24 protein-coding genes are annotated in these 26,440 nt (G+C 35.9%); 6 read left to right on the top strand and 18 right to left on the bottom strand.

Translation table 11 applies throughout. The features are described 5' to 3' along the window. Positions 1-160 precede the first annotated feature (160 nt). The 6 genes from CIB29_RS17955 to CIB29_RS17930 form a co-directional block, all read right to left on the bottom strand. Positions 161-1,459 (bottom strand): uroporphyrinogen decarboxylase/cobalamine-independent methonine synthase family protein, encoded by a 1,299-nt coding sequence (locus CIB29_RS17955; protein ID WP_094552060.1) that lies wholly within the window; start codon positions 1,457-1,459, stop codon positions 161-163. Positions 1,460-1,517: 58 nt separating this feature from the next. Beyond that, positions 1,518-2,558: a LacI family DNA-binding transcriptional regulator gene (locus CIB29_RS17950; RefSeq protein WP_094552057.1), complete on the bottom strand. Its 1,041-nt coding sequence runs from the start codon at positions 2,556-2,558 to the stop codon at positions 1,518-1,520. A 484-nt stretch (positions 2,559-3,042) separates the two neighbouring features. Next, the gene (locus tag CIB29_RS17945; protein WP_094552054.1) at positions 3,043-4,059 is read right to left on the bottom strand and encodes a Gfo/Idh/MocA family protein; all 1,017 of its coding nucleotides are present in this window, start codon (positions 4,057-4,059) and stop codon (positions 3,043-3,045) included. A 125-nt stretch (positions 4,060-4,184) separates the two neighbouring features. Beyond that, positions 4,185-5,135, bottom strand: a complete 951-nt coding sequence (locus CIB29_RS17940) for an ABC transporter permease (RefSeq protein ID WP_094552051.1) — start codon at positions 5,133-5,135, stop codon at positions 4,185-4,187. A 6-nt stretch (positions 5,136-5,141) separates the two neighbouring features. Beyond that, the gene (locus tag CIB29_RS17935; RefSeq protein WP_094552048.1) at positions 5,142-6,632 is read right to left on the bottom strand and encodes a sugar ABC transporter ATP-binding protein; all 1,491 of its coding nucleotides are present in this window, start codon (positions 6,630-6,632) and stop codon (positions 5,142-5,144) included. Positions 6,633-6,759: 127 nt separating this feature from the next. Next, entirely contained in the window at positions 6,760-7,782 is a 1,023-nt protein-coding gene (locus tag CIB29_RS17930) for a sugar ABC transporter substrate-binding protein (protein ID WP_198543971.1), read from the bottom strand. A 467-nt stretch (positions 7,783-8,249) separates the two neighbouring features. Here CIB29_RS17930 and CIB29_RS17925 point away from each other — a divergent pair, with 467 nt between their 5' ends. Beyond that, a complete protein-coding gene (locus CIB29_RS17925) occupies positions 8,250-10,694 on the top strand; it encodes a helix-turn-helix domain-containing protein (RefSeq protein ID WP_094552047.1) in 2,445 nt (814 codons plus the stop codon). 72 nt (positions 10,695-10,766) lie between these two features. Here CIB29_RS17925 and CIB29_RS17920 read toward each other — a convergent pair whose 3' ends face one another. Continuing rightward, complete coding sequence (locus CIB29_RS17920) at positions 10,767-11,672, bottom strand: hypothetical protein (protein ID WP_242965330.1); 906 nt, start codon at positions 11,670-11,672, stop codon at positions 10,767-10,769. Positions 11,673-11,895: 223 nt separating this feature from the next. On the opposite strand from CIB29_RS17920, the gene CIB29_RS17915 reads away from it, so the two are divergent. Continuing rightward, on the top strand, positions 11,896-12,528 hold the full coding sequence (locus CIB29_RS17915; RefSeq protein WP_094552045.1) for an adaptor protein MecA: 633 nt from the start codon (positions 11,896-11,898) through the stop codon (positions 12,526-12,528). A 140-nt stretch (positions 12,529-12,668) separates the two neighbouring features. Here the strand turns inward: CIB29_RS17915 and CIB29_RS17910 are convergent, their stop codons facing one another. From CIB29_RS17910 to CIB29_RS17895, 4 genes are all read right to left on the bottom strand, one after another. Continuing rightward, the gene (locus CIB29_RS17910; RefSeq protein ID WP_094552042.1) at positions 12,669-13,508 is read right to left on the bottom strand and encodes a GGDEF domain-containing protein; all 840 of its coding nucleotides are present in this window, start codon (positions 13,506-13,508) and stop codon (positions 12,669-12,671) included. Next, entirely contained in the window at positions 13,505-13,855 is a 351-nt protein-coding gene (locus CIB29_RS17905) for a hypothetical protein (RefSeq protein ID WP_094552039.1), read from the bottom strand. The genes CIB29_RS17910 and CIB29_RS17905 overlap by 4 nt, the downstream gene beginning before the upstream one ends. 596 nt (positions 13,856-14,451) lie before the next feature. Next, positions 14,452-14,640, bottom strand: a complete 189-nt coding sequence (locus CIB29_RS17900; RefSeq protein WP_094552036.1) for a ferredoxin — start codon at positions 14,638-14,640, stop codon at positions 14,452-14,454. Positions 14,641-14,660: 20 nt separating this feature from the next. Further along, positions 14,661-15,011 (bottom strand): cupin domain-containing protein, encoded by a 351-nt coding sequence (locus tag CIB29_RS17895; RefSeq protein WP_094552033.1) that lies wholly within the window; start codon positions 15,009-15,011, stop codon positions 14,661-14,663. A gap of 284 nt (positions 15,012-15,295) precedes the next feature. On the opposite strand from CIB29_RS17895, the gene CIB29_RS17890 reads away from it, so the two are divergent. From CIB29_RS17890 to spoVB, 3 genes are all read left to right on the top strand, one after another. After that, entirely contained in the window at positions 15,296-16,033 is a 738-nt protein-coding gene (locus tag CIB29_RS17890; protein WP_094552124.1) for an ABC transporter ATP-binding protein, read from the top strand. Next, positions 16,023-16,853, top strand: coding sequence for an ABC transporter permease (locus tag CIB29_RS17885; RefSeq protein ID WP_094552031.1), 831 nt, complete (start codon positions 16,023-16,025; stop codon positions 16,851-16,853). Before CIB29_RS17890 ends, CIB29_RS17885 begins: the two co-directional genes overlap by 11 nt. An 843-nt stretch (positions 16,854-17,696) precedes the next feature. Beyond that, positions 17,697-19,271: a stage V sporulation protein B gene (gene spoVB / locus CIB29_RS17875; protein WP_157910359.1), complete on the top strand. Its 1,575-nt coding sequence runs from the start codon at positions 17,697-17,699 to the stop codon at positions 19,269-19,271. Positions 19,272-19,533: 262 nt separating this feature from the next. Here spoVB and CIB29_RS17870 read toward each other — a convergent pair whose 3' ends face one another. From CIB29_RS17870 to CIB29_RS17855, 4 genes are read right to left on the bottom strand one after another with little or no spacing between them, the layout of a single operon-like run. Continuing rightward, a complete protein-coding gene (locus tag CIB29_RS17870) occupies positions 19,534-20,766 on the bottom strand; it encodes an FAD-dependent oxidoreductase (RefSeq protein WP_094552022.1) in 1,233 nt (410 codons plus the stop codon). 52 nt (positions 20,767-20,818) lie between these two features. Beyond that, positions 20,819-21,352, bottom strand: coding sequence for a YeeE/YedE thiosulfate transporter family protein (locus tag CIB29_RS17865; RefSeq protein WP_094552019.1), 534 nt, complete (start codon positions 21,350-21,352; stop codon positions 20,819-20,821). Between the two features lie 36 nt (positions 21,353-21,388). Continuing rightward, on the bottom strand, positions 21,389-21,616 hold the full coding sequence (locus CIB29_RS17860) for a sulfurtransferase TusA family protein (protein WP_094552017.1): 228 nt from the start codon (positions 21,614-21,616) through the stop codon (positions 21,389-21,391). Positions 21,617-21,621: 5 nt separating this feature from the next. Next, on the bottom strand, positions 21,622-22,323 hold the full coding sequence (locus CIB29_RS17855; RefSeq protein ID WP_094552014.1) for a YeeE/YedE thiosulfate transporter family protein: 702 nt from the start codon (positions 22,321-22,323) through the stop codon (positions 21,622-21,624). A 265-nt stretch (positions 22,324-22,588) separates the two neighbouring features. Here CIB29_RS17855 and CIB29_RS17850 point away from each other — a divergent pair, with 265 nt between their 5' ends. After that, positions 22,589-23,494, top strand: a complete 906-nt coding sequence (locus CIB29_RS17850) for a LysR family transcriptional regulator (RefSeq protein WP_157910358.1) — start codon at positions 22,589-22,591, stop codon at positions 23,492-23,494. A gap of 7 nt (positions 23,495-23,501) precedes the next feature. On the opposite strand, the gene CIB29_RS17845 is transcribed toward CIB29_RS17850, so the two are convergent. The 3 genes from CIB29_RS17845 to nadB form a co-directional block, all read right to left on the bottom strand. After that, positions 23,502-23,723, bottom strand: a complete 222-nt coding sequence (locus tag CIB29_RS17845) for a sulfurtransferase TusA family protein (RefSeq protein WP_094552009.1) — start codon at positions 23,721-23,723, stop codon at positions 23,502-23,504. A 163-nt stretch (positions 23,724-23,886) separates the two neighbouring features. Beyond that, entirely contained in the window at positions 23,887-24,720 is an 834-nt protein-coding gene (nadC, locus tag CIB29_RS17840; protein WP_094552007.1) for a carboxylating nicotinate-nucleotide diphosphorylase, read from the bottom strand. Further along, complete coding sequence (nadB, locus tag CIB29_RS17835) at positions 24,714-26,270, bottom strand: L-aspartate oxidase (protein WP_094552005.1); 1,557 nt, start codon at positions 26,268-26,270, stop codon at positions 24,714-24,716. The genes nadC and nadB overlap by 7 nt, the downstream gene beginning before the upstream one ends. Between the last annotated feature and the right edge of the window lie 170 nt (positions 26,271-26,440).

The raw sequence follows: 26,440 nt of genomic DNA, 5'->3' as shown, positions 1-26,440 counted from the left end.
TGTAATAAAAATCTATATAATTTTATGAAATATGAACAAAGGAGCATTGTTCCACTCACATTTTAAAGAATTATAATAACTTTTATACTTCTTTAAAATGTGAGTTCTACTAGGTAATATCATTTTACATAAAATTTTTTAAATCTGTATTGACATATGTTTAGAGTGAATCAATTTCTTCTCTCACGATTTTTACCCAGTTTTTAATGTTTTCGGGATTGTTGCCAAGAGTATGATTGTCCTTCATAACAAGTTCAACACAATTATCCCTGGTGATTTTCAATGCTTCTCTAATTTCTTTTCTGACAACCTCTTCATCCATTTTAGGCACCGCCAGATGTGACGGAGAAGGCTTCATGGAGTAAATATAATCATGCTTTAGCTTAGCGGCCATAAGCTCTTTATTTGCCCACGGTGACACCGAAACTCTCCTTAAATTGGGCACAGCTTTTACGATATCAACCCTGTCATCCATAGGTTCACAGCAGCCATAGCAAGTAAGTCCGAACCTCTCCATAAGCTTTTTCTGGTATGGGAAAATGAACTCTTCAAACATATCTGGAGAAATTCCAACAGTAACCTGGCTTTCTGCAAGCCCCCACATATCTTTGGTCCTTACCTTTCCGTCAAAATCTTCTGCCGGAAGTGTATCTGTAAAACCCATACCTCCTGACCCTACGAAAGAACCGTCATTATTAAGGCACAATAAATTATTCTCTTCCAAGAAATCCAGCCTTTCCATTGTACCTTTAAATAATATGTCCATAACTTCATGTACATGTTCCGGTTCATCATAAAAATCATACATGAGTTTTTCCATTCCTCTTAAAAAAACGAGATCATCGGTAAGACCTACAGACCAAAACCACACTGTATTTAGTCTTACGGTGATAATATCATCAAAAATTTCATGAGCTGTAGCCAACAAGCTTTCGGTTGTCTTATAATCTATAGTCAATTCAGGCTTGGTAATATCTTTTATTTGGCTGAATTCTTCCAGGACGGTTTCTATATGATAAGCTTTACCTTGTTCTGCGGTTTTCTTTTCAGTTGCTACCCTTGTACTGCCTGCCACTCCCCATTGTTTATCCTTATATACATAAGGTAGATTAAAATACGGTTCAACCACATAGTCATCATTCATTTCATTTCCCCAGAATATCTGTTTTCTTAAATGGTCTTCCCAATGTCTGGCAATACTGTTCTTACACTTTAGTTGACTTTCCGGTATCAGTTCATTCCATCCGTTTTCAGGATCACACAATAAAACCGGCCTGGTCCTTTGAAGATTATTATGTCTTATCCATAGTTTCTTCCTTTCCTCCATTATAGGCCTGGCTGCTATTTCTGCCACCTGCTTGCCAAGCTCCTTGAGAACCCTCTTGTCCTCATTCGAAAAACAAAGATCTGAGTAATCTGCATTGTTAAAATTAACTCTGAAATTTAATTGTTCAATCATATTTCCGCCTCCTAGAATATATTTTTACGTGCCCGGGCACGCAAAGTGCAAAAAAATTTTATATGTCTATGTTTTCTTTTGTCCTTATTTCCAGCTTGGTATATACCTGTTCGTTATCAGGCAATCTGTTATGAAAAAAGTACTCAAACAGTATTTTGATTGGCAAATACCCCTGCATGAAAGGTTCTTGAGTTATAGTAAAATCCACTATTTTATCTTTTATCAACTCTATCGTTTCGGGAATTTTATCAAAACATACAAATTTGATATGTCTTCTGTTTAGTTCTCGGATAGCCCTGCCAACTCCCCCAATACCTCTTCCCGTTATATAGATGGCATTTAAAGAATCCTGTCTTTTCAAAATCTCAACAGTCTGAAGATATGAAGATTCGTTATCATGTATATTTTGTAGGACATCGATAATTTTTATCGCGGGATATTCCTTTTCGATTATTTCCTTAAAGCCTGCAACCCTTTCCTGTAAAGCTTTAATTTTCTCCGGTCCGGTAATTACTAATACATTTCCCCCATCCGGAAGTAGCTTTCCAATCAGGTCTCCAGCAACTCTTCCACTCTTTTTCAAATCCTGGCCTACGAAGCACACCCGCTCTATACCAGTTATATCAGTGTTGAAGGTTACAATTTTTATATTTTCTTCAGTAAGTTTTTTAAGTTCATTTCTTATTATTTCTTCATCTAGTGGAGATAAAGCCAATGCAGATATATTTTTACTATATAATTCTCTGATGCACATTAATTGCTCCTGTACATTCACACTGCCCATAACGCAGCATTCCACAGTAATACCAAATCCCTTCAGTTCATGAGAAGCTTTTTTCACACCTTCATAGACTTCTTGAAATAAAGGGTCATCTTTGTTTAGAATTATAACTCCGATTCTTAATGGTTTTTTTTGAAAGGCCAACGCTTTGCCAGCAAGATTGGGTTTATAACCCATTTCTTCTGCTATTCTCTTTACCCTTTCTCTCACTTCCTGGCTTACGCCCGGCCTATTATTTAAAACTTTATCAACAGTTCCCCTCGATACATTTGCAGCTTCAGCTATTGATCTTATAGTAACTATAACCTTCTCCTCCATTAAGTGCTCGGGCACGTTACTAAGGATATTATATCTTATGATTTAAGATAGTGTCAATATTTTTTAATAATTTTTTATAATAAAATATATATCATTTTGTTTAATATGTATAAAAAATAATATGTAAATTTTTTAATGCAACATAGCACACATATATATATGAAATGATAATAATTTTACATTAGAGTTATAATATGCACATGCTAAATACAGCGATTTTTACAAAAAAGGGCTTCGACATGGGGACGGTTCCTCAGTCGCATGAAAAGCGCATTCGACAGATGAACCGTCCCCAAGTCGCAGCCCTTCTTCCTGCTGAACCGGACTTTTTCAGTGGTTTCGGACACACCACTTGTTAGTGCAAAACTTGCAAATAGCGCTTTACGACGTGGAATGTCCCTAAGTCTCACCCTCTTTCGCAGCACAACTCGACTTTTTCAGTGATTTAAACCTATCCCCGTATGTTTATATAATAGCAGGTTGTTTATTCTAAAGTAACAAGCTTATTATTTTCAAAAGATTCTTTGCATGCATAAGCAATAATTGTAGAATTCGTACCATCATAAACAGTTACATCCGGTCTTCTGTTTTCAACGATGCAGTTTACAAATTCCTGCATTTCATTTAAATAGGCCTTTTCAAATCTTTCCAGGAACCCGGAAACACACTCCCTAACCACACCGTTATCATTAAATACAGTAACAAGATTTTTTTCCGGGATAGTGCCTATTCTTAAGCTTCCTTCAGTCCCGACAATCTCCGTTTCTATATGATATCCATGAGCACAGGTTCTGCCTGCATAAAACATTCCTATTGCACCATTCTTAAACTGTATCAATGCAGCTCCATTGTCGGCATCGTTATATTTCTTGAATTCTTCATAGGCATAGCATCCTCCAACGGCATATATGCTTTTTGCCTCGGAACCTAAATACCATCTTGCCAGGTCAATATCATGTATAGCCATATCCAGGAATAACCCACCGCTCTTTTCAGCAAAGGCAATAGCACCTTTTACTGCCTTTACAGGGTCCAAGCCATAACATCTTATAAGGATAGGTTTGCCGATTGCGCCTTCTTCTATCTTCTTCTTCGCATAAGCGTAAGAGTCATCATAACGTCTCATGAAACCTAAGAAAAAGACCTTGTCAGGATGTCTTTCTACAGCTTTTTCTGCAATTTTGCATTCTTCCAGGTTAACTCCTAAAGGTTTTTCACTGAATACATGGAACTCGGCATCCAGTGCTGCCTCAATTTGTTTGCAATGTTCTGTAGATGAGGAAGATATTGCAATTGCATCCAACTCTTTATTTTTGAGCATTTGATTAAAATCGGTATATCCGTAAGGAATATCCCAACTTCTTACTACATCATCTACTTCTTCCTGTATAAGGCTGCATACTGCCGTTAACTCTGCATTTGGTATTCTAAATGCAATATTCTCTGCATGCTTTCTTCCCAATCTTCCAAGACCTACAGCTCCTATTTTAATCTTTTTCATAATATACTGAATCTCTCCTCACTTTTTATGAATTTATAAGTCAAAATTATTCGTCAAGTTTTTGATTATCAAATGGGTGCATTTTCTGAATTTGAAGAATGCTATTCCAATAACAGAGGTGTTAATTATTTTCTATATTTGTCAATTAATACAGCAATTACGATAACTGCACCAATGATTACCTGTTGTAAATAGGAAGATACATTCAGGATATTCAATCCATTTCTAAGAACACCCATAATTAATGCGCCAATAAGTGTTCCTGTAATTTTACCTTCTCCACCTACAGTACTTGTACCCCCAATTACTGTTGCTGCAATTGCATCAAGTTCATAGTTGATTCCTGCAATAGGCTGGGCAGAATTTAATCTTGCTGTTAATACGATTGAGCCTATTGCTGCCATTAATCCGCTTATAGAATAAATTACAACTTTATACCTGTTAACATTTATACCTGATAACCTGGTGGCTTCTTCATTACCGCCAATGGCATAAGTATATCTTCCCAATCTTGTATACTTTAAGATATAGTAAGCAATAGCATATAATATTACTGTCATAATGATCTGAGATGGGATTCCCAAAAAAGTACCTGTCCCGAACCATCTAAATGCCGGGCTGAAACCTGAGATGGGCCGGCCGTTGGTGTATACCAGTGCAAGCCCCCTTGCTATGCTCATCATCCCTAAAGTTGCAATAAAGGGAGGTAATTTACCTTTTGTAATCAAAAATCCATTGATATATCCGCACAGTACTCCTATTACAAGAGCAATGACCAGACTGACCGGAAGAGGATGGCCTGCCTGCAGGGAACTCGCCATAATTACTCCCGCCAGGGCAACAATAGAACCTACCGATAAATCAATTCCTCCTGTAAGTATAACAAAAGTTAAACCTATGGCTATAATTGCATTAATGGATGATTGCATCACTACATTGATTAGATTGTTGGCCGTAAGAAAAACCGGCGATAAAATGCTTATAACAATACACATGAGTGCCAATCCTATTAAAGTAGCAAAGTCCCTTATACTAAATATCTGAAATTTGTCAAATTTTTTAACCTCAATACTCATTCTATTTTATTTCCCTCCTGTAGCAAAATGTAATATTTTTTCCTGTGTTGCTTCATCTCTTGTTAATTCACCGGTAATTTTACCCTCATGCATTACGTAAACCCTATCACTCATGCCCAGGACTTCCGGCAGCTCTGATGAAACCATAATGACTGTAGCTCCATTTTTAGTCAACTGGTTCATCAGCTTATATATTTCTACTTTCGCCCCTACATCAATACCCCGGGTAGGCTCATCTATGATTAATATGTCGGATTGAGTAGCAAGCCATTTCGCCAAAACTACCTTTTGTTGATTGCCACCGCTTAAGAACTTTACTTTTTGGAATAAACTTGGCGTTTTAATATTTAAATTATTTACCAATTTTTCACATAATTCTTTTTCCTTCTTAAAGCTAATAGCAGTATTTTTAGTTATTTTTTCTAAGTTAGAAAGTGTAATGTTCTGTTTTACATCCAGCTTTAATACCAAGCCTTGATGTTTCCTATCTTCCGTGAGAAAACCAATTTTACATTTGATTGCATCTTTAGGTGATTTTATGTTAACTTTTGTACCATGAATGTAAATGTCTCCTTTATCGATAGGATCTGCCCCGAATATCGCACGCATTAATTCGGTCCTGCCTGCTCCCATCAACCCTGCAAAACCTACAACTTCTCCCTTTCTTGCATAAAAGGAAACATCTTTTAACCGTTTCCCCTGGCTGAGGTTGCACACTCTTATGGATTCTTCCCCAACCGGCGCATACTCTTTGGGAAATTTCTCTTTTAAGCTCCTTCCCACCATCATTTGAATAAGTTGGTCAATAGTGGTGTCTTTCACATTCACTGTACCAACATATTGTCCATCTCTCAATACGGTTACGCGGTCACCAATTGTTAACAGCTCTTCCATTCGGTGTGATATATATATGATACATACCCCTTTAGCCTTTAAATCCCTTATGGTTTTAAAAAGTTCTTCTATTTCTCTCTCTGTAAGGGATGATGTAGGCTCATCCATGATGATTACATCCGGGTTAAAGGATAGTGCTTTTGCAATTTCCACCATCTGTTGCTGTGCAATGGTTAAATTTTTTACGATGGTCCTTGCGTCTATATTCACTCCCAGGTTATTTAAAAGTACTTGTGCGTCACGGTTAATTTTTCCCCAGTCAATTTGAATACCTATTCTCGGCTCGCGTCCTAAAAAAATGTTTTCTGCCACACTTAAGTATGGGACCAGATTTAACTCCTGGAATATCATACTGACGCCTTTCTCTTCCGCATCCTTTATGCTGTGGATTTCATAAGGCTGTCCTTTTAGAAATATTTTGCCGCTGGTTTGTTTGTAAACCCCTGTCAAAATCTTCATCAAAGTTGATTTTCCTGCCCCGTTTTCTCCTAATAATACATGTACTTCGCCTTTACGGGTTTCAAAATTGACATTATCCAAGGCCTTTACTCCAGGGAATTCCATCGTTATATTTTCCATTTTTACAACGGTATCATCGTACATCCACTCTACTCCTTTCTTGGATAATCCAGGTTCACGGTTAATAGTTCACAGTTCACGGCCTTAAAGTTTTTTTGCATGCAGGCTGTGAACCGTGAACTATATCACCTGAACAATAAATGTTTAAATATTATTGAATCTTATCTTTAGTAATTAATTCAACCTTTGTAGGAATATAGTTTTCTATATTGCCGCCTTTAAGTAGTTCTACAGCTTTTTCTACTCCCAATCTACCCATTTCGCTTGGATACTGGGCAACAGAACCATGCATTTTTCCTTCCTTGATTGCAGTTTTGGCATCATCGCTGGCATCAAATCCTAAAACAATAATTTGTCCTGTTTTGCCAGCCTGGGCAATAGCTTCTACCGCACCAAGAGCCATCAGGTCATTTGCCGCAAAAACACCTTGTACATCCGGATTAGCTGTTAAAATATTCTGAAATACATCATATCCCTTATCTCTTTCCCATTGTGCCGTCTGGGATGCAACAATCTGAATGTCAGGAGCTATTTCTTTAAGTTTATCCTTAAAGCCGCCTACACGGGCATCACTGGTTTCATGTCCTGCAATTCCTTCTATAACTGCTATCTTCCCTTTTCCTTTCAATTGTTCAGCCATGTACATCGCTGCAATCTGACCACCATTATAGTTGTCAGAGCCTATGAAAGTAGCAGTTTTAGCCCCTTCAGCTTTGGCTGCCGCTTCATCAAGCTTTGTATCAACAATCAGCACCGGTATGCCTGCCTCATTGGCTTTCTTAACAGCCGGAACGATTTCTTTGGAACCGGAAGGTGAAATAAGGATAGCATCTACTTTCTTTGTAATCATGTTCTCCATGATCTGCATTTGCTTTTCAACGTCAACTTCTCTCTCTGCTGCCTGAACAATCAAATCTACACCTAATTGGCCTGCCGCTTTTTTGGCTCCCTCTTCCATAGAAATAAAGAAAGGATTATTTAAGGTTTTTGGAATCAAGGCTATTTGCAGCTTCTTGTCAGCAGGTTTATCAGTTGTTTCTTTTGGCGTTTCCGCTTTAGGAGTTTCTTTTGGCGTTTCCTTTGGTGTTTCTTTTTGAGCACATCCAATCATAGCAAAAGACAATAAACCAACAACTAAGATCAGGCTTACAATTTTCATAATTTTTTTTGACATTTTTGAATTCCTCCTTAACATTTTCATTTTATGGAATTTAGAATGGTATAAAGAGATTAGAAAATAATTTTTTACTTTTAATTAAGAAGCAACACCTCCTGATATCATGAGCTTTAATAGTTTGCCCGGTGCAATGCACACCTGCAATGTTCACATCACTAATGCTACTACAAGTCCCCACAAAATAAAACTTCAAATTCAAAAAATTACTCTGAAAAATTATAAAAAATAGACTTTAATTTTTAACAATTTATTTGAATTTTAATAAAACAGTGATTTTTTTATATATATTTTTTTATGAATTTTTCATAAAATTCCAATATCTAACATTGAAAGATTGTAAAAAAACTTTTATAATGAAACATACAAAATATAAAATATTTCGAAATACCGTATCTGAAACATTGGAATTATAAATCAAATAAATCCAAACGAATATGATATTTTTGTAAAAGGTGGAAATTTATATGAAAAAATTTTTTTCTTCTTTTTATCTGCGTGTCAAAAATACCATAGACAAGTACTCCTATATCCCCAGAATTAAAAGTAATATTAACTTTAAAAGTACTTTTACGAAGCTCATTCTTTCTTATCTTATTCTTGCAGCAGTTATACTGAGTTTATCAACAGTGACGCTTTATATGAGTTACAGAAACAAGGTCCTCCAACAAATTAACAACGTGTCAGAGAAACTTCTTGTCCAGACTAACTATTTTACTGATTACCTGGTAAACTGGACTGCAACCTCCGGCCGTCATTTATATAGAGATACAGATATTTTTAATTTAATGTATGGCAAAAAAATAAGTTACACGGATGAAGTTGTTGGCAAAAGAAAGCTGAATCTTTCCATTCCGGTAATTCCTTTTACCCATTCCATATATGTTTACAATGGCGTAAATAAGATATTTTACTCATCTATAAGCGAGCCAACCTATCTTCGTGACTTTTATGACAGGGAAATAATTTCATTATTAGAGAATAGAAAACAATATGCAAACACAAGATTGATTCCAAGAAAGGTTTTTTTCTCTGTAGATGGATTGAAAGGGCTAAGTTATAAGGGCAATATCCTTACAATTATTATATCGGACTATCCTGTCCAGGACGGGCTTGACGATGGAGCTTTGATACTGAATCTGGACGCAAGAGAGATTCAAAACGTTTTCAAAAATATATCACCTAAAAATTCTGATATTTTTATTATTGACGGTGCAGGAAACATTGTATCCCATTCCGACCCTCAAATGTTTATGCAAAATGTTTCGGAGCATAAACATATAAAAAATATTTTGTCCGCAAAGAAAAACAGAGGATATCTTATTGACGTAGTGGATGGTAAAAAATCCCTGATTACCTATGTTACTTCAGAAAAACTTGATTTAAAATTTATAAGTGTTATCCCTTATAATAGCTTGTTAAAAGATTTAAATGCTATGACGCATCTGACTATTATAATATCAATCATATTGCTCATAATAGGGATTCTATTGTCATACTTTTTCTCTAAACGAATATATTTTCCTATTCATAAAATAGTAAAGAATATACAGGAGCATTTATCAAAGCAAAAGAATAAAAATACTTCTATAGAAAATAACAGAATAGATGAACTGGATTATCTGTCAAATGTACTTGATGGATTACTTCATCACACTTTATCACTTGAAAATTTATCCCAGATTGATATAAATTTTGTAAAACAGCAGTTATTAAAGGGGGTATTGTTGAATACTTCAAACCAAATAAAAGACTTAGATATTAAATTTACCGAATTAAATATAAACATTACTCCCCAGAATCTCTTTGTATATGTACTGAGAATAGATTCATACAAGGAGTTCTATTCAAAATATTCAAAAGAAAACATGGATTTACTGAGGTTCGCCATAGGGAACATAGCTTCAGAAATAACATCCAGGAACTATCCATGTGATACTGTAGATATGGGAGATGACCATATAGCAGTAATATTAAATGTTAGCGAAAAAGAGTATCCTCAGACAATGAATATACTGTTAAACTCTATAGAAGAAATTCAAAATGCTGTTTCCCAGTATCTTGAGGTTTCGGTCACGGCAGGTATCGGAAATTGGGTTAAAGATTTAACCGATGCATCTCTTTCTTATAAAACTGCTTATGACTATACTCATTACAGATTTAAATATGGCCCAAAATCAATTTTATTCCACGATAAAATTGTAAATGATATTAATGAAGATTATAGATATCCTGAAGAAAAAGAGACAAATATCTTTAATGCACTCAAATTAGGTCATCTGAAAGATGTAGAGTGTGCTTTATCGGAAATGCTTAATGAAATTAAGCAATATTCGTATAAAGATATGCTGCTGGCAATAACACAGTTAACAATAAATTCGAAAAAATTGCTAAAGGTGTTATACAATATAGACCATGAAAATATATATATTGATATCAGATCCTTTAGAAAAAACCTGGAAATGTTTGAGAATATAGAAGAAATAAAACATTGGCTATTAGATTTGTATACAAATACGATTCAGCAGCGGGAAGAAAAAAAATCAAATAGAAAAGAAGAGATAGTGAATGCGGCTATTGATTATATTGAATATAATTATTCTAACCCATCTTTATCTCCTGAATTAATTGCTGATTATGTTAATATTTCACCAAACTATTTGCGGTCAATATTTAAAGAAGTGAAAAATGAATCTTTATCTGCTTTCATAAACGAATACAGGTTGAAAAAAGCAAGGCATCTTCTGGAAACGACCAATTTAACAGTAAGTGAAATATCCAATTCTATCGGTTATTCTAATAGCACCTATTTTTATACTGCGTATAAAAAATTTTACGGCATTACACCGAACCAGTATCGAAAAATTATACTTTACAATCAAACAGAAAAAATTGGTACAGAAATAGATTAATCAGTAAAAGAATAATATCCGGCACAGATTTGCCGGATATTATTCTTTACTTCATTAAATACAACCTATGTCCTACTGTAATCTTTTACTCAATTTTTCTTTTACGTTTGGAATTATCTGGTATATGCTATCAATCGCCTTGCTCATCTGTCCTACACTTAGATCTTGAATGTCTTTATCTTTATATCCCATTTCTTCCATTATTGCACTGATAACTTGATCATTTTCAGCATCCAAACCTGCATTTCTTATTTTGGATTTGAAAAAGTTTATTTGCCGTTCAGATGCCTTCCGGATTGGCGCTGCACCCTCTTTAGCCTGCTTTTCCTCTTTATTGCTTTTAATCCTTTCCTGTACTTCCTCAAACTCTTCATCTAACAAGGCTGCTTCTCCAGGGTAAAGCCAGTCATTTTCCCCCATTAACTTCCTAATTACCCTGTCACAGGCCCCTGTTATGGTCTTTTCCAATCCGAACTCCTTATCTTCCACCAACGCTTTTCCTATTTCAAACCTTTCCCATTCTGTTAAAAACAAATCAGGATTGGGTTTGATCTTTGGCCTTCCCTCTTCCCATATTATTTTTCCATTTTCATCTCTCATTATATTTTTCTGTTCAATCTTCTTTGCGATATATTTCTGGTAGCGGTTGTAATAGTCTATCTGCTTGCCGTCAGTGATTGTTTGTCCGGTTTTTAACAGCCTCCCTTTTACTTTAGCAATAAACGTGGATAACTCTACCATACCAATTCCAGGGAATTCTGCTCTATTTTCTTTCAGTGTCATAACTTGTATATCTTCGATAGATATCCCCTTTTCTCTGGCTTTTTTGAACAATCCTTCTGCTTTTAATCTTAGCTCTCCTTGTGCTCCAACATAAAAGTCTTTTTCAGTATTATAAGTCACTGCATTATCATCTATATCTTTTACAGATAATTCTTCACTATCGCCAATATTGATTAAGGATTGATTTTCATCCATTGTGATTCCTCCATTATGGCTTAGATCTTTTTTATTATTATTCTTTGCTTATCCACAAATAAATACTATGCCTTATGTTTCTACCAATCCATAACTTTACCTGTATCAGAAAAATTTTTATGAGATTATAATTTTTACATAATTTTATACTTCTCAAATAGCATCTATGACAGTATAATATATAGTAAGGTAAGTCATAAATAATAACACGGTGGTGATAATTATGAAGATAGAAAGAATAAGCCACAACAAGATTAAAGTTACTCTTTCAATTGACGATCTTGAACAATGGAACATTGACATTGAGAATTTGTCGTACAATTCTCCAGAAACCCAAGAAATGTTTTGGAATATGATGAAGCGGGCAGAAACAGAAACAGGCTTTTATGTAGATGACTCACAACTCATTGTGGAAGCTATGCCTTTACAATCAGAAGGATTTGTTATTATTATAACAAGAGTTGATGAAGAAGATGATTTTGAATCTATCCATAAGTATATTAAGAATAAGTTCCGAAAATCTGAACTTAGGGTAAAAAGAAAAAATAAAAAGATAAGTTCGACTTTGATGCTATATATGTTCTCCAGTTTTGAAGATGTTTGTTCCGCAAGTGCACGGCTGATAGATATTTACGATGGAGAAAGTACCTTGTATAAGTATAAGCAGTATTATTACCTGACTCTGACTAGAAATTGCACTATAAATAGCTATCCTGAATCTATCGAAACTATATTAAGCGACTATGGACAAAAAATCAGTCATCCTTCTATTCAAGAAGGTTTTTTGAACGAACACGCAACTAAAATCGTTGAAAATAATGCAATAGAAGTGTTAAGTAATTATTTTTGCAAATAAAAACTGCTGTTATACACAGCAGTTTTTATTTCATAATATCTTCTCCCCCTACGGTCTCAGCAAAATTTACTATACAAGGTATTTTGTTTTTAACAATCAACCGGCTCTTGCTCTCACACTCTCCATATAAAACCAATTTCTCAGCATTCTACAATTGTGTACTTTTCAGGCAGTTTTTTTGCAGTGGTGGAAGCCAAACTTGCATTATTTAACAACTGGGTAATTATAAAATTGTGTTCCGAGGAACAATCTCTTTTGCTTTGCGCATCCATAAAAGCAATCCCAATAGAAGGTAGTACTTCTAAATTATTAATCCATTTTTTGAATTTAAATTCATTAATAATCTCTTTTGCTAAATGAATAGCATTCACCTTATTACCGTCCAGCAGCAAAACAAATTCATCCCCTCCGAACCTGCACACCCAAGTATTCAAATTTTCATACATCTGTAGGAGATTACTAATTTGAATGATAATTTTATCACAAGTCTCATGTCCAAAATCCTTGTTCATTTGCCCAAATTTATCTATATCTATGAAAATAAACGAAAAAGGTTTATTATTCTTTAGTAGCATTGAGGCTTTAGACAGCAGGTACTCCTTTTTATACATTCCGGTTAAGTTGTCTGTATATTTCCCAATCTCCGTATATAAGACCATTTTTGTTAAAATACCTACTATTCTTTCTTTATCGACTATTACCAGCCTTTCAATATCATATTTTTCCATTAACTCTTTTGCTTCCCATAAGGTATTATGGGGTTCTAGGACTATAACATTTCTAGACATAACATCTGCAATAATCCTGTTAGGATTGGCCTGCCTGATATCTCTGGAAGTTATTATCCCAACCAGCCGCCCATTTTCCACCACAGGCAAACCACCTATTTTGTTATCCCTCATAATTTGTTCTGCCTTTTTTACCCCACTTAAAATATCTATTGTTAGTGGCTGACGTGTCATTATCCCGTCAATAATCATATTTCAATCGACCTCTTTACGTTAATTACAATATCAATATTAGCTTTATATACAGAGTTTTCGCTAACAAACTTATCAACTTCATCTAAAATTATCGATAAAAGCTTTTCAGTTGGTATCATCCGCAAAACTGTTTTTCTAGCTACTATTGCTTCAATTTTATCATGTTCCAGCCTAATAATATCGTATTGGTCTGGAGATAATATGTCTGCCATTCTCCGGGCAGCTTCCGGTCCAATAGGTGCAGATCTACCAACAATCAAAAGGTCCTGCATAGGCGGCATCTCAAACTCACAAAATTTAATTGATATATCGGCGCTTTTTGATTGTTCATACTTTGTTTCCATATTAGTCCTCCTAAAGATGAAAATCTAATTATTTAAAAATAATCTTAATGATTAAAATGGAGAGCTTATAAACTACTTTAATAATTTATATCTAAGCCAAGCTGAGAAACATAATAAAATACACTTTCCCTGGCTATAAATTTATAACTTATTTTTCGATAAGTAGGATGCCATCACACTTTATTGTTTGATTTCAAAACTTAAACAATATTTATATTGAAATGATTTCAATAGTCCACAAGACCTATAAAATTCATATAACATAGGACCACAGAATTATTTCTACTTTTACTCATGATTTTACAAAATTTTACGATAAAATTCAACAAAAATTGATATTTTGATTAATATTATAATGCCAAGTGAAGCATTTATAGTCTAATATACAGTATATGAAAATTTTATCAATCTTTCAATATTATTTGAAAATTTTGTAGTATTTTATCGAAAAAAAGGTGCAGTAGGAAAATAATCCTTGCGGGTTTCACAATTGCGCAACTTTGTCCACTTTTTTTGCTCAAGCTATTTCCTTAATAGAAATAAAACAACCTGTAGACGTTATATTTGGCATCTACAGGTTACTTTATTAATCTTTGTTATTCTATAGTTATGACAGAAACAGGACATCCAGCTTCTGCTTCTTTGGCCTTATCTTCCACTTCCTTTGGTACTTCATCTACATATACTTCTGCTAGAGCATCATCTGCCATTCTAAATACTTCAGGGCATGTTGCAGGGCATAAACCGCATCCTATACATCCATCCCGTTCAATAAAAGCCTTCATAGACATCTCTTCCTTCTTTTTTAAGTAAGACTAAAAACAACTACTAACAACATTTTAAACTTTTCTTTTGCCAGAAGTGCATGAGGTATATTGGCAGGCATTATAATTGTTTGACCCTTTTTCAATAAGAATTTTTCTTCTCCCACAGTGACCTCTGCCTCACCGTCCAAAATATAAACCATGGCATCGCCGGTAGAAGAATGAGAACTGATTTCTTCACCTTTATCAAAAGCAAATAATGTAACACTTACAGGTTTTCCCTGTGCCAGCGTCCTGCTGACCACCTGCCCTTCTTGATACTCTACCAGCGATTCCAGGTCAAGTACTTTTGCAAATTCAATGTTTTTAATAAAATGTTCATTGTTATTCATTGCAATCCTCTCCTTTTTATTATCTTTGAGTTTATATTACCACAACTATCTATATATTACTGTGATGCTAATCACAGTTTTCCCTTTTCTTAGGACTTTCATGTTGTTTTAGTACTCAATGGCGTATTTTCACATTCCATGTACTTGTAGAATATACTGATAATATAAAGGCCCACATTCCAATCAGTAACCAATTATAGCTAAACAATCAATACTAAAAAATTAGGGATTGGAGTTGATAAATATTGGTAAAAGATTGTGCAGTTAAAATACAAAATGTATCTATGAAATATCACTCTCTTGAAGGAGAAATTAGTGCTTTGGCGGCTATTGACCTGGAAGTGCTTAAAGGTGAATTTGTAAGCATCGTAGGACCCAGCGGGTGTGGTAAATCCACGCTGTTATCCATTATCTCCGGTCTGCTTCAACCTTCCTCAGGAAAAGTATTTATAGAGAACGAAGAAGTAAAGGGAACATCCTCAAAGGTAGGGTATATGCTGCAAAAAGACCATCTTTTTGAGTGGAGAACCATACTTCAAAATGTTACTCTTGGTCTGGAGATACAGAATAAGCTTACCGAAGAAACAAAAAATTATGCCATTGAACTGTTGAAAACTTATGGCTTGGGAGATTTCCAAAACCATTATCCCCGTCAGTTGTCGGGAGGTATGCGGCAAAGAGCTGCTCTCATTCGAACTCTTGCAGTAAAACCTGAAATCCTTCTACTGGATGAAGCTTTTTCTGCATTGGATTATCAAACCCGGCTGGCAGTCGCAGATGAGGTTTATACCATACTGAAAAAAGAAAACAAGACAGCGATTATGGTCACTCATGACATAGCAGAAGCTATTTCGATGGCCGATAGCGTAGTCGTACTTTCCCAACGTCCTGCTACCATTAAAAATATACATAAAATTCAGCTTACCTGTGAAAAATGTACTCCTTTAGGTAGAAGAGAGGCTCCCGAATTCAGGCATTACTTCAATAAAATATGGAAGGAGCTGGATGTACATGTTAAATAACCATAAAAAAGATTTACAAACTGAAAATATTTCGTCAGAACATCTTCAATGGTTGAAAAAAATCAAACAGCGGCAGATGATGATACACATTACAAGATTCGCCATACTTCTTGCATTTATTGTATTATGGGAAGTTGCAGGAACTTTGAAAATCATCGACCCTTTTATCGCCAGCCAGCCATCAAGGATATGGAAAACTTTAGTGACATTGCACCAAGATGGTTCGCTATATATTCATACATTAATAACTACCTACGAAACCATTATCGGCTTTGTCCTGGGAACATTGCTGGGTACCGGTGTAGCGATGCTCATGTGGTGGTCAAACTTCCTGACTAAAGTGTTAGACCCCTACCTGGTAGTATTAAACAGTTTGCCTAAAACCGCCCTGGGCCCTATTATCATTGTATGGGTGGGAGCCGGCCAGCCTGCAATTATTGTCATGGCACTTTTCATCTCATTTGTAGTAACTATCCTGGGTGTGCTGAGCGGGTTTCTGGAAGTTGATGAAGACAAGATAAAACTTCTTAAGACTTTCGGAGCAACCAAATGGCAAGTGCTCACAAAAGTAATTCTTCCTGCAAGTGTCCCCACCATCATCTCTGCAGTTAAGATTAATGTAGGTTTATCCTGGGTTGGGGTTATTGTAGGTGAATTTCTGGTATCTAAAGCCGGACTTGGGTATCTTATCGTTTACGGCGGGCAAGTATTTAAACTAGACCTGGTAATGACCAGTGTAATCATTCTTGCTGTCATAGCCGCGCTTATGTACCAGGGAGTAGCATGGGTGGAAAGCAACTATTTAAAATGGAAACAATAAATATAATTGCAAGAGGCTGTTGACAGAATGTCTACAGCCTTAGTTTATATTTTTCACAAATTCCCCGAACCCCAAAATATCAGACCACGACTACACACTCTGACCATTCTTTAAATAACGTGGTATTGACAGATTAGGAGGTTCATATTGGATACCTTTTATCACCAGATTATTTTCTGTCAGCAGATTTACATCTTGCATATCAATATTAACTGCGTTTTGTCTTATCACCTTCGATAAGTTTGCCTTTTCATGTGCGCAATAAAAACACCTGCTGCCAATGCATATCAAACTCTACTCCTATAGTTGATATGACTTTTGGACTATTTATAATTATATAAAATAGTTAACTCAAATGCAATATTGGAGAGCAATTTTCCTTAAATGATATTATTATATATTTACTGATAATGATTTTACATGGAAGATAAAGTCAATAAGTTCACAGTTCACGGTTCACGGTTCACAGTTCACAGTAAAAGCTATTAAATCGTTTATTACTGTGAACTGAGAGCTGTTAACTGTGAACTATATAGATAAGTTGGATTATATAATAAATTGTAAAAATTTTCAACAGCTTTTAAATATTTTTACGGATTTTGTTGAAAAATGGGAAATAAGAGCTACGAATAAGAAATGAAGGCTGCTGTTCAGGAAATGAGAGCCCAAAATTTACCCTTCTATCACTTCACTTCTATGAATAAAATTAGTAACAAAGGTTTATATCGATAACCAATATTAAAGTTAAAAATAAATTAATGTAGTTATCAATGAAATTAATCAACTTTAAAATTACAATATTTAGTTTTAAAGTTGGTTAATTATAAAATGGAGGAATTTGCTTTGAAATTAAATACAAAATCTTTGCTATATGGAACTTTTGTTTTAACTGCAGCAAATTTTATTGTACGCTTATTAGGGTTCATTTATAGAATATTCTTAAGCAGGATGATTGGCCCTGAAGGTATGGGGCTTTTTCAACTGGTTTTTCCCCTTTATATGGTAAGCATAACTGTAACTGCCTCGGGTATTCCTATCGCCGTTTCCCGTCTGGTTGCAGAACGAAAAGCTATTGGGGACGAGCGTGGTATTGTACGGACAGTTATTATATCCCTTTGTCTGATAACAATAGTATCCATTTGCCTGTCTGCTTTTTTTGTATTAAATATAGATCAAATCACCGTTAACCTTCTTCAGGATTTCAGAATTCGTCCGGCACTATTTATTTTTTTTCCGTGTATCTTAATCACCGGTCTTGCTGCAGTATTTAAAGGCTATTTCTACGGATTAAGGGACATCCACCCACCCGCTTTTGCTGAAATCGCAGAACAGATTATACGAATGATACTGGTATCAGTTATTCTATCATGCATTCCATCATTAAATGAGCAAACATCAGCAGCAATTGCGGTATTTGGTATGGTCATGGGAGAATTAGCCGGCCTTTTGTACTTGCATTACAGTTATCATCAGTCGGTAAAAAACTATTCCAAATCTAAAGAAACACCATCGGTAGTGCGAATATCTAAAACCATACTTGGCATTGCTCTTCCTATTACATTGACACGCCTTATCGGTTCATCTATGGGAGCTGCCAATTCTATCCTGATACCGCGAAGGTTGGCAGCGGGAGGTATGACAAGCAGTGAAGCCATCGGAACTTATGGAATTATTTCAGGCATGGTCATGCCTCTTCTATTTTTTCCTTTTGCTTTAATCAGCGCTTTATCGGTAATATTAATTCCCAACCTTTCTGAAAATGTAATACTTAAAAATTGGTCTAATATCCGCGATAAGATATCAAAAAGCATACTGATTACATGTTTGACTGCTTTTCCCACTATGGCCTTATTAGTCCCTTTAGCACACCCCATCGGCATTGTTCTTTATGATCAACCCGATGTTGGTAATCTTTTAACCCCACTGGCATTTTCTACAATTTTTCTCTGCCTGGACTATAGCTTAGGGAATATCCTCAATGGGTTGGGGAAGCAGGCTCGTGCCGCAGTTCATTCTACTATAGGAGATGTGATCCAAATTATCTGCACTTATTTTCTGGTGGCACACCCCAGCTTTGGGATTTATGGATTTATCATTGGCTTTATTGCAAACAGTATTTTGGTATCCGTGCTTAATTTTATTACCGTCGTTCAGGTAACTAGGTTAAAACCACAATTTTCCAATTGGTTTATAAAACCTGGACTAGCATCGTTATTAATGGCTTTAGTGGTTCGGCTTTTATACCTCGTACTTACAAATTATAAAATTGCTTATGGTTTATCACTAATTATAGCTATAACCATAGGGTTAATGGTACTGTTTATTACATTTGTTTTGCTTGGCAGTATCCCTTATTCTTTTTTGAACAAACTGCTCAGGATTTTCAGTCCTCCTTTACATAACGATATAGATGCGTGATTGTAAACTTGAAAATATTATACATTTTTAAAACTTTTCAGAGTCTCAAACAAAAAAACATTAAAACTTATACATTTATGCAATATATCTGAACTTATGTTTTTTGCTTTCTATAAAAATTTAACTTTTAAGGATGGCAAATTTCGAATCTCTCACCCTAAATCTTTCCATGTTATTATGCTTTTAAGATACAATTAATTTTTTAATCTTACAAAAAATGACTGCCAGTTGCGGCAGTCAAATCAAATAGTACTTACAAATCCTACACAATCTCCTGTAGAATACTATCAATCGTTTCTTTGGAGATATCTTCTTTTAGTATTTTTACAACTTTTCCCTCTTTTATAAACACACAACAAGGTGCATCCACTACTCCTAATCTCTCAGCCATACTCATTTTTTTGTATATATCTATTTTATTTACACATAGCCTATGATTATTCTCCTGTTCAACTTGTTCTATTAAAGTCAAAAGCTTTCTGCATTTTTCATCAGTAGCGCACCATAGATAGACCATCCCGGGGAGATCTTTCCTTAAAATCTCATTTTCAAATATCTCTGTCTCTGCAATATATTTTTCCGCCCCCACTCCGGCAATGGCTCCATCCCCTACTGCCGTAGCGACCTGCTTAAGAAACTTTTCTCTTACGTCTCCTGCAGCAAACACCCCCGGAATATTGGTTTCCATATTTTCATTTGTAATGATATACCCGCCTTTGGACATATTAATCTGACCTTTAAAAATCTCGGTATTAGGAATATATCCAATAAAGAGAAAACACCCATCTACCCGAACAGGTATCTTTTCACCTGTCTTGACATTTTTAAGGATAACCTGTTCTAGTATATCTTCTCCAACATATTCATCCACCATAGTATTCCATATAAATTCCATCTTTGGATTCTTTAACGCCTGTTCTTGCGCAATTTTATTCGCATCCATAATACCTTCATCGTGGATAACTGATACTCTAACCTTTTTGGCAAACTTTGTCAAAAACATTCCTTCTTCTATAGCAGCATCTCCGCTTCCCACAACTAATACTTCCTTATCGGTAAATCTAGCTGCATCGCAAGTGGCACAGAAAGAAATCCCCTTATCAAATAAGAATTTTTGCTCATTAATAGCACCGGTCAGCCTCGGCTTTCCTCCTGTCGCTATAATTACAGCTTTTGCTTCATAGTTTACGCGAAAAGTCTCAACTATTTTCGTCTTTCCTTCCAATTGCACTCCCTTTACATCAGTCAGCTTAATTTTTACGCCAAATTTTTTTGCCTGCTGTTCAAATAACTTCATTAATCCAAGCCCTGTCTGTCCTTCCGGGAATCCGGGATAGTTTTCTATCTCGTTCGTATAAGTAGCTAGGCCTCCCAGTAAAGATTTTTCTATAAGTAAAGTTTTAAGTCTCGCTCTCCCACAGTATATAGCAGCGGTCATACCTGCTGCTCCCCCGCCAATAACCACAACGTCAAATTGTTCTACTTTTTTATCCACTTTTATGACCCCTTTCAATATTTGAGGCGGCTTTAGGCCGCCTCAAAATATATTACATAAAATATTTAACCAGAAGCTTACTTCCAATCCATGCACCTGCAAAAATAAATACAGTATATACCCATCCGTGCAGAGACATAGATGCAACGCCACTGAAAAATGCCCCAACGTTACATCCAAAAGCAATTCTAGCGCCATACCCCATTAGCAATCCTCCAAGTATTGCTGCTATAACCTGTTTGTATGATTTAATCATTTTGAATTTAAATTGAGATGCTAAAAGAGTAGCTAATAAGGCTCCTAGTATGATTCCAATGTTTTGCCATGAACCGGCATCTGCCATAAAACCTTCGGCAAGCGCCTTCCCATGAGCAGTATTGTTAAAATACACCCAATCATTTACTTTCCCACCAAGTGTTTGATAAACCCATGCTCCCCAATACGAAAAAGCTGTCGTAACACCCCAGGGCTTTCCTGAAAAAGCAAACAGAGTAATATTCAGCAAAGCCAGTATAACTGCTCCTGCCGTGTAGGACCAAGGATCCTTCAAAAATTTTTTATAATAAATATTCTCCTGAATCTTCACGCTGTCCCCCCCAGTTATAATATCTAACAAATACTTTTATTTTGTCTTTTCAATATACACTTCCCATTCTCCGTCATCTACCTCTTCCAGTTCAACGTTATACCCTTCTTTTCTGGCCCATTCAGGTACATTCTTCATTGCACAGCTATGATCAATATGTACGACAAGTACATCTCCTATATTTAATGTTGCAATTTTCTTCTGTGTTTTGATCAAAGGTACGGGACAAGCTTCCCCTAAACAGTCTAATTTATATTCAGCCAATTAAATCATCCTTTCGTTGAATTATTATTCTCTAAATTTTCTTTCATTCTTTTGCGGTTTTCAAACCAGTCCGCTAAAATATACAACGCACCTAATACAATCAACTGTATAAACAGCGCACCCATCCATCCGAAAATATCTGGAAGAAACACAGGCTTAGATTTTGAAATGGAAACTGTCTTCCACCAACCAAAATCATGAGCCCCCCACAATGATCCTATACAAAAGAACACCAGTGAAAGCATCTGCATAGCAAAGCCTTCTCCAACTCTCATTAAAGTACCGGAAGCACATCCTCCCGCAATAACCATGCCAATACCAAACATAGTGGCACCAATAACTATGTGAATACCTACAGGGCTTATATTTCCTGGTGGCGGAGCTCCTTTGGAAACTGCAGCGTATTGGATTGCCGTAAAACCTATAGTTGCTATCACAAATGCAATAATAACCGCCCTTGTAAGAGATGTGCTCCCTGTGAGCATCGGATCACGTAAAGAAGCTGTGAAACAGAACCGTGCTCTTTGAAGTGTGAAGCCAAAAGCGATACCAAAAACCCAGAACGTTGCTACCTTTGTTGAAACTGCTGCTAAACCTATACCTATTCCAACAAGAACGACTAGTAAAATAATTCCATAAGGCAGCTGGTTTTTTTTAATCTTTCTTGCTGGCCTTCTAATTGATGTCGTGGTGGATACCTCTACCATACTTTCACCCCCCAAATAATTGTTAAAATAATAACATACTCGTGCGCACTTAAGTACATTTACATTTTTATTATACATGAAAACATACCAGAAAAGTCATTAGATATATTAATACTGCATTAGACTATTTAATATTAGCAAAAAAACTAATAAAAATATCAATTAAATTATTATTTATCTATAAATAATAATTTAATTGATATAAATCAAGTAAAGAGATATAATGTATTTGTAGCAATATGCCATTGAAGGGAGAAAATTGCTTGTGAATATTGAGTATTTGAAATCCTTTTACCAAACCGTTTTATTAAGTAGCGTATCTCAAGCTGCAAAGACCTTGCACCTTACCCAGTCAGCACTAAGCCAGCAGCTGAAAGCACTGGAGAAAAATATTGGTACTCAGCTGCTTATTAGAAGCAATAAAGGGGTAAATCTAACCGAAGCAGGTAAAATCGTCTATAAGTATGCAGAAACTTTTTTATCTCTTTATGAAAACATGAATAACGAGCTCTCTGTGCTGCAAAAATCAAATATTCATGAGATAAAAATCTCTTCCTGCGCCAGTGTTGCCCTGTATTCTCTTCCTTGCACCCTGTATATTTACAAAAAACAGCACAATGATGTAAAAATATCTGTTAAAAGCACCAATACTGACAGTGTCATAACTGATATTCAGAATAAAACCGCCGATTTAGGCTTTATTGAGGGATATACAAATGTACCTAATATAGCTTGTGACCCGATAGCTGAAAACAAGCTTGTCCTTGTATGTGCCGTCAACTCTAAGTTTAGTCATATTCATGAAATTGGTCTACATCAGCTAAAACCACTGCCCCTTATACTAACACCTAATATCTGCAGCATTAGAAAAGTCTTTAACGAAGCTATAAGCTCAATTGGAATAAAACCTGCAGAATTAAATGTAGAAATAGAACTGGAATCTATCGAATCCATTAAATCATCTGTAATAGCTGGTCAAAGCATGGCAGTCCTTCCCTATGTTTCAGTAAAAAAAGAACTGTACGCCGGGATATTGAAAATAATATATCTTAAAGATGTTGAACTTACGTGCCAGTTTTCAATGATATATCAGAAAGCTAAGGAAAAAGAAAAATATGTAAACAGTTTTATTGAATACATAAAAAAATACGGCAGGGAAAGCTTTTGCTAAAACGAACCTAGGTTTTAGTGATATAGATTTCCCATACGCCGGGGATTGGTTCTGTCTGAGAAATTATACAATTTAGGTTCTGAAACCTTTCTATTATGTTTTTACAAGAGCAGCTGTGATCCGTAATAATCTTTATCGTATCATTCTTATTAATTGCTTTAAATTTTTCATATGCCTTAATACTTGGAATAGGACAGATATCTCCCAGACAGTCAACCACAAATTCCATATGTTACACTCTCCATTTCTAATATTATTTATCATATTTATATCAGTGATGAAATCATAGAATCTGAAATATTCCATATATTATCAGGCAATTGATAGAAGTATTCAATATTTTGCCTGTCCAGATGCTGCCGGATGATTGCAAGCGAGGAAAAAAATTTTATTTATTCAAACCTTAAACTTATGTCCATCGCCTTTACGGTGTGGGTTAATGCACCAACGGAAATTAAGTCCACCCCTGTATCGGCAACTTCTCTTAAATCTTTTTCACCCATATTTCCGGAGGCCTCAACCAATGCACGGCCATTAATTCTGGCGACTGCTTTCTTCATCTCTTCCGTGCCCATATTATCCAGCATGATAATGTCTGCTCCTGCCTCCAGTGCCTCTTCTATTTGTTCCATACTCTCCACCTCTACTTCTATTTTTAAAGTATGAGGAGCATTTTTTCTCGCTGCAGCAATTGCATTTGTTATGCTTCCGGCAGCCTTGATATGGTTATCTTTTATTAATATACCATCGGAAAGATTAAACCGGTGATTGACCCCTCCTCCTACTCTTACTGCATATTTTTCTAACACCCTAAGGCCTGGGGTAGTCTTTCTTGTATCAGTAATTTTTGCTTTTGTTCCTTTGACCTCTTCAAGCAACTGTGCAGTCTTAGTAGAAATCCCGGATAATCTTTGAAGAAAATTAAGTGCCACCCGTTCTCCAGTCAGAACACCTACCGCCGGGCCTTTTATCTCTGCAATCAAATCCCCTTTATTTACCCTCTCTCCATCAGTTACATGAGGAATCATAATGATTTCCCCATCTATCTTTTCAAATACTTTTTTTACTACCTCCAGCCCGCATATAACACCGGCTTCTTTTGCTATAAATTTCCCACTTATTTTTTGATCCTTCGGTATAGTGCTTGCGGTGGTAATATCTCCTGTACCAATATCTTCAGACAACGCTTTTGAAATGATTTCATCTACCATGCCTATATTTAACATATTTTAACCTCCTCATGATTTATAACATCATCTCTATAATGAGCTCCTATACATTCTTTTCTCTTCAATGCCGCAGCCAGTATATGTTGTGCTACTATAGCCATATTAAATATTTCTATGTGCTCTTGTGTAGGTAAATATATATTTTGAAGCTGCAGTAATATTTCATCTATTACTTCCAATCCTGTCTCAAGCTCTTTTTTATTTCTGATAATACCTCCCTTTTCATTCATGGTATCTTTTATCTTTTCTTTTATGTCAGAAACATTTATTTCTTTATATTCATACTTTTCTTCAAAGTTTACCGGATAGTCCGGCATATCCCGCTGGGTACCGTTGATATGCTCTGCACATCTTCTCCCAAAAACTAAACATTCGAGCAATGAGTTGCTTGCCAAGCGGTTTGCCCCATGTACTCCTGTGCATGCAGCTTCCCCGCATGCATATAATCCTGGGATACTACTCATTCCATTTAAATCTGTCCTGATCCCTCCCATAAAATAGTGCTGTACCGGACACACCGGGATAAACTGCTTGGCCATATCTATCCCCCGTCTTTCGCATTCCTTGTATATGGTTGGAAAACGCTGTGAAAGATACTGCTGGGACTTGGAAGTGATATCTAAATAAACATAGGGAATACTACTTTTTCTGATTTCCCTGAATATTTCCCTGGCTACAATGTCCCTTGGCGCCAGGTCTCCCATAGGATGCCGCGCAGGCATAAAGCGCTCGCCCCTCTGGTTCCGTAATATTCCCCCTTCCCCTCTAACCGCTTCGGAAATAAGAAAATATCTCTCACCTGTACCCTGATGAAATAAAGCGGTAGGATGGAACTGCACAAACTCCATATTTTCAACCCGGGCTCCGGCTCTTATTGCCGCTGCGATTCCATCCCCTGTTGCCCCTGCAGGGTTGGTGGTATATTTATAAACCTGCCCGATCCCACCCGAGCATATCACTACATTGGGTGATATATATAATTTATAACCCTCATCATATACTACTACCCCGGCAGCCTTTCCTTCATGGGTAACAATATCAACTAAAAAAGTATTCTCTTTCAAAGTTACATTTGATTTGGTTGCAACAAGAGAAAAAAGTGTTTTTTCAACTTCCCGGCCTGTAGAATCTCCTCCGCAGTGGAGAATTCTGTTTTTTGTATGTCCGCCTTCCCTTGTTGCGTGCAAACGGCCGCTATCATCAGCATCAAAATGAACCCCGGCAGATATCAGCCTCTGAATATCCTGCGGTCCTTCACTTACAAGTACTTTTACAGCTTCTGCGTTACATATTCCTGCACCGGCATATAACGTATCATTATAATGAAGTTCAAACTTATCATCATCCTGCACCACTGCCGCAATCCCCCCCTGTGCAAGATACGAACTGCAGCCGTCTATTTTCCCTTTGGACAAAACAGTACAAGACAATTTGCCATCAATATTGAATGCAGTATAAAGTCCGGCAATTCCACTTCCTATGATTACAACATCACAATAAACCTTTTCTAATGCTTCTATTTTACCATAGAATGCAAATCTTCTCACGGCTCTCTCTCCTAAAATTATTTATTAACCTTTTAATCTATATAAGTATTACTAAGTACTTTACATTGTCTATTTTAGTTCACAGTTCACGGTTCACAGGATTTTCTTGGCTAATTTCTGTGAACTGAGAACTGTGAACCGTGAACAAAATAACAATAATGTAACATACT

Source organism: Petroclostridium xylanilyticum, assembly GCF_002252565.1.
Classification (GTDB): Bacteria; Bacillota; Clostridia; order SK-Y3; family SK-Y3; genus Petroclostridium; species Petroclostridium xylanilyticum.
Note: the sequence above shows the minus strand (reverse complement) of the source record. Positions and strands in the feature narration are given on the sequence as shown.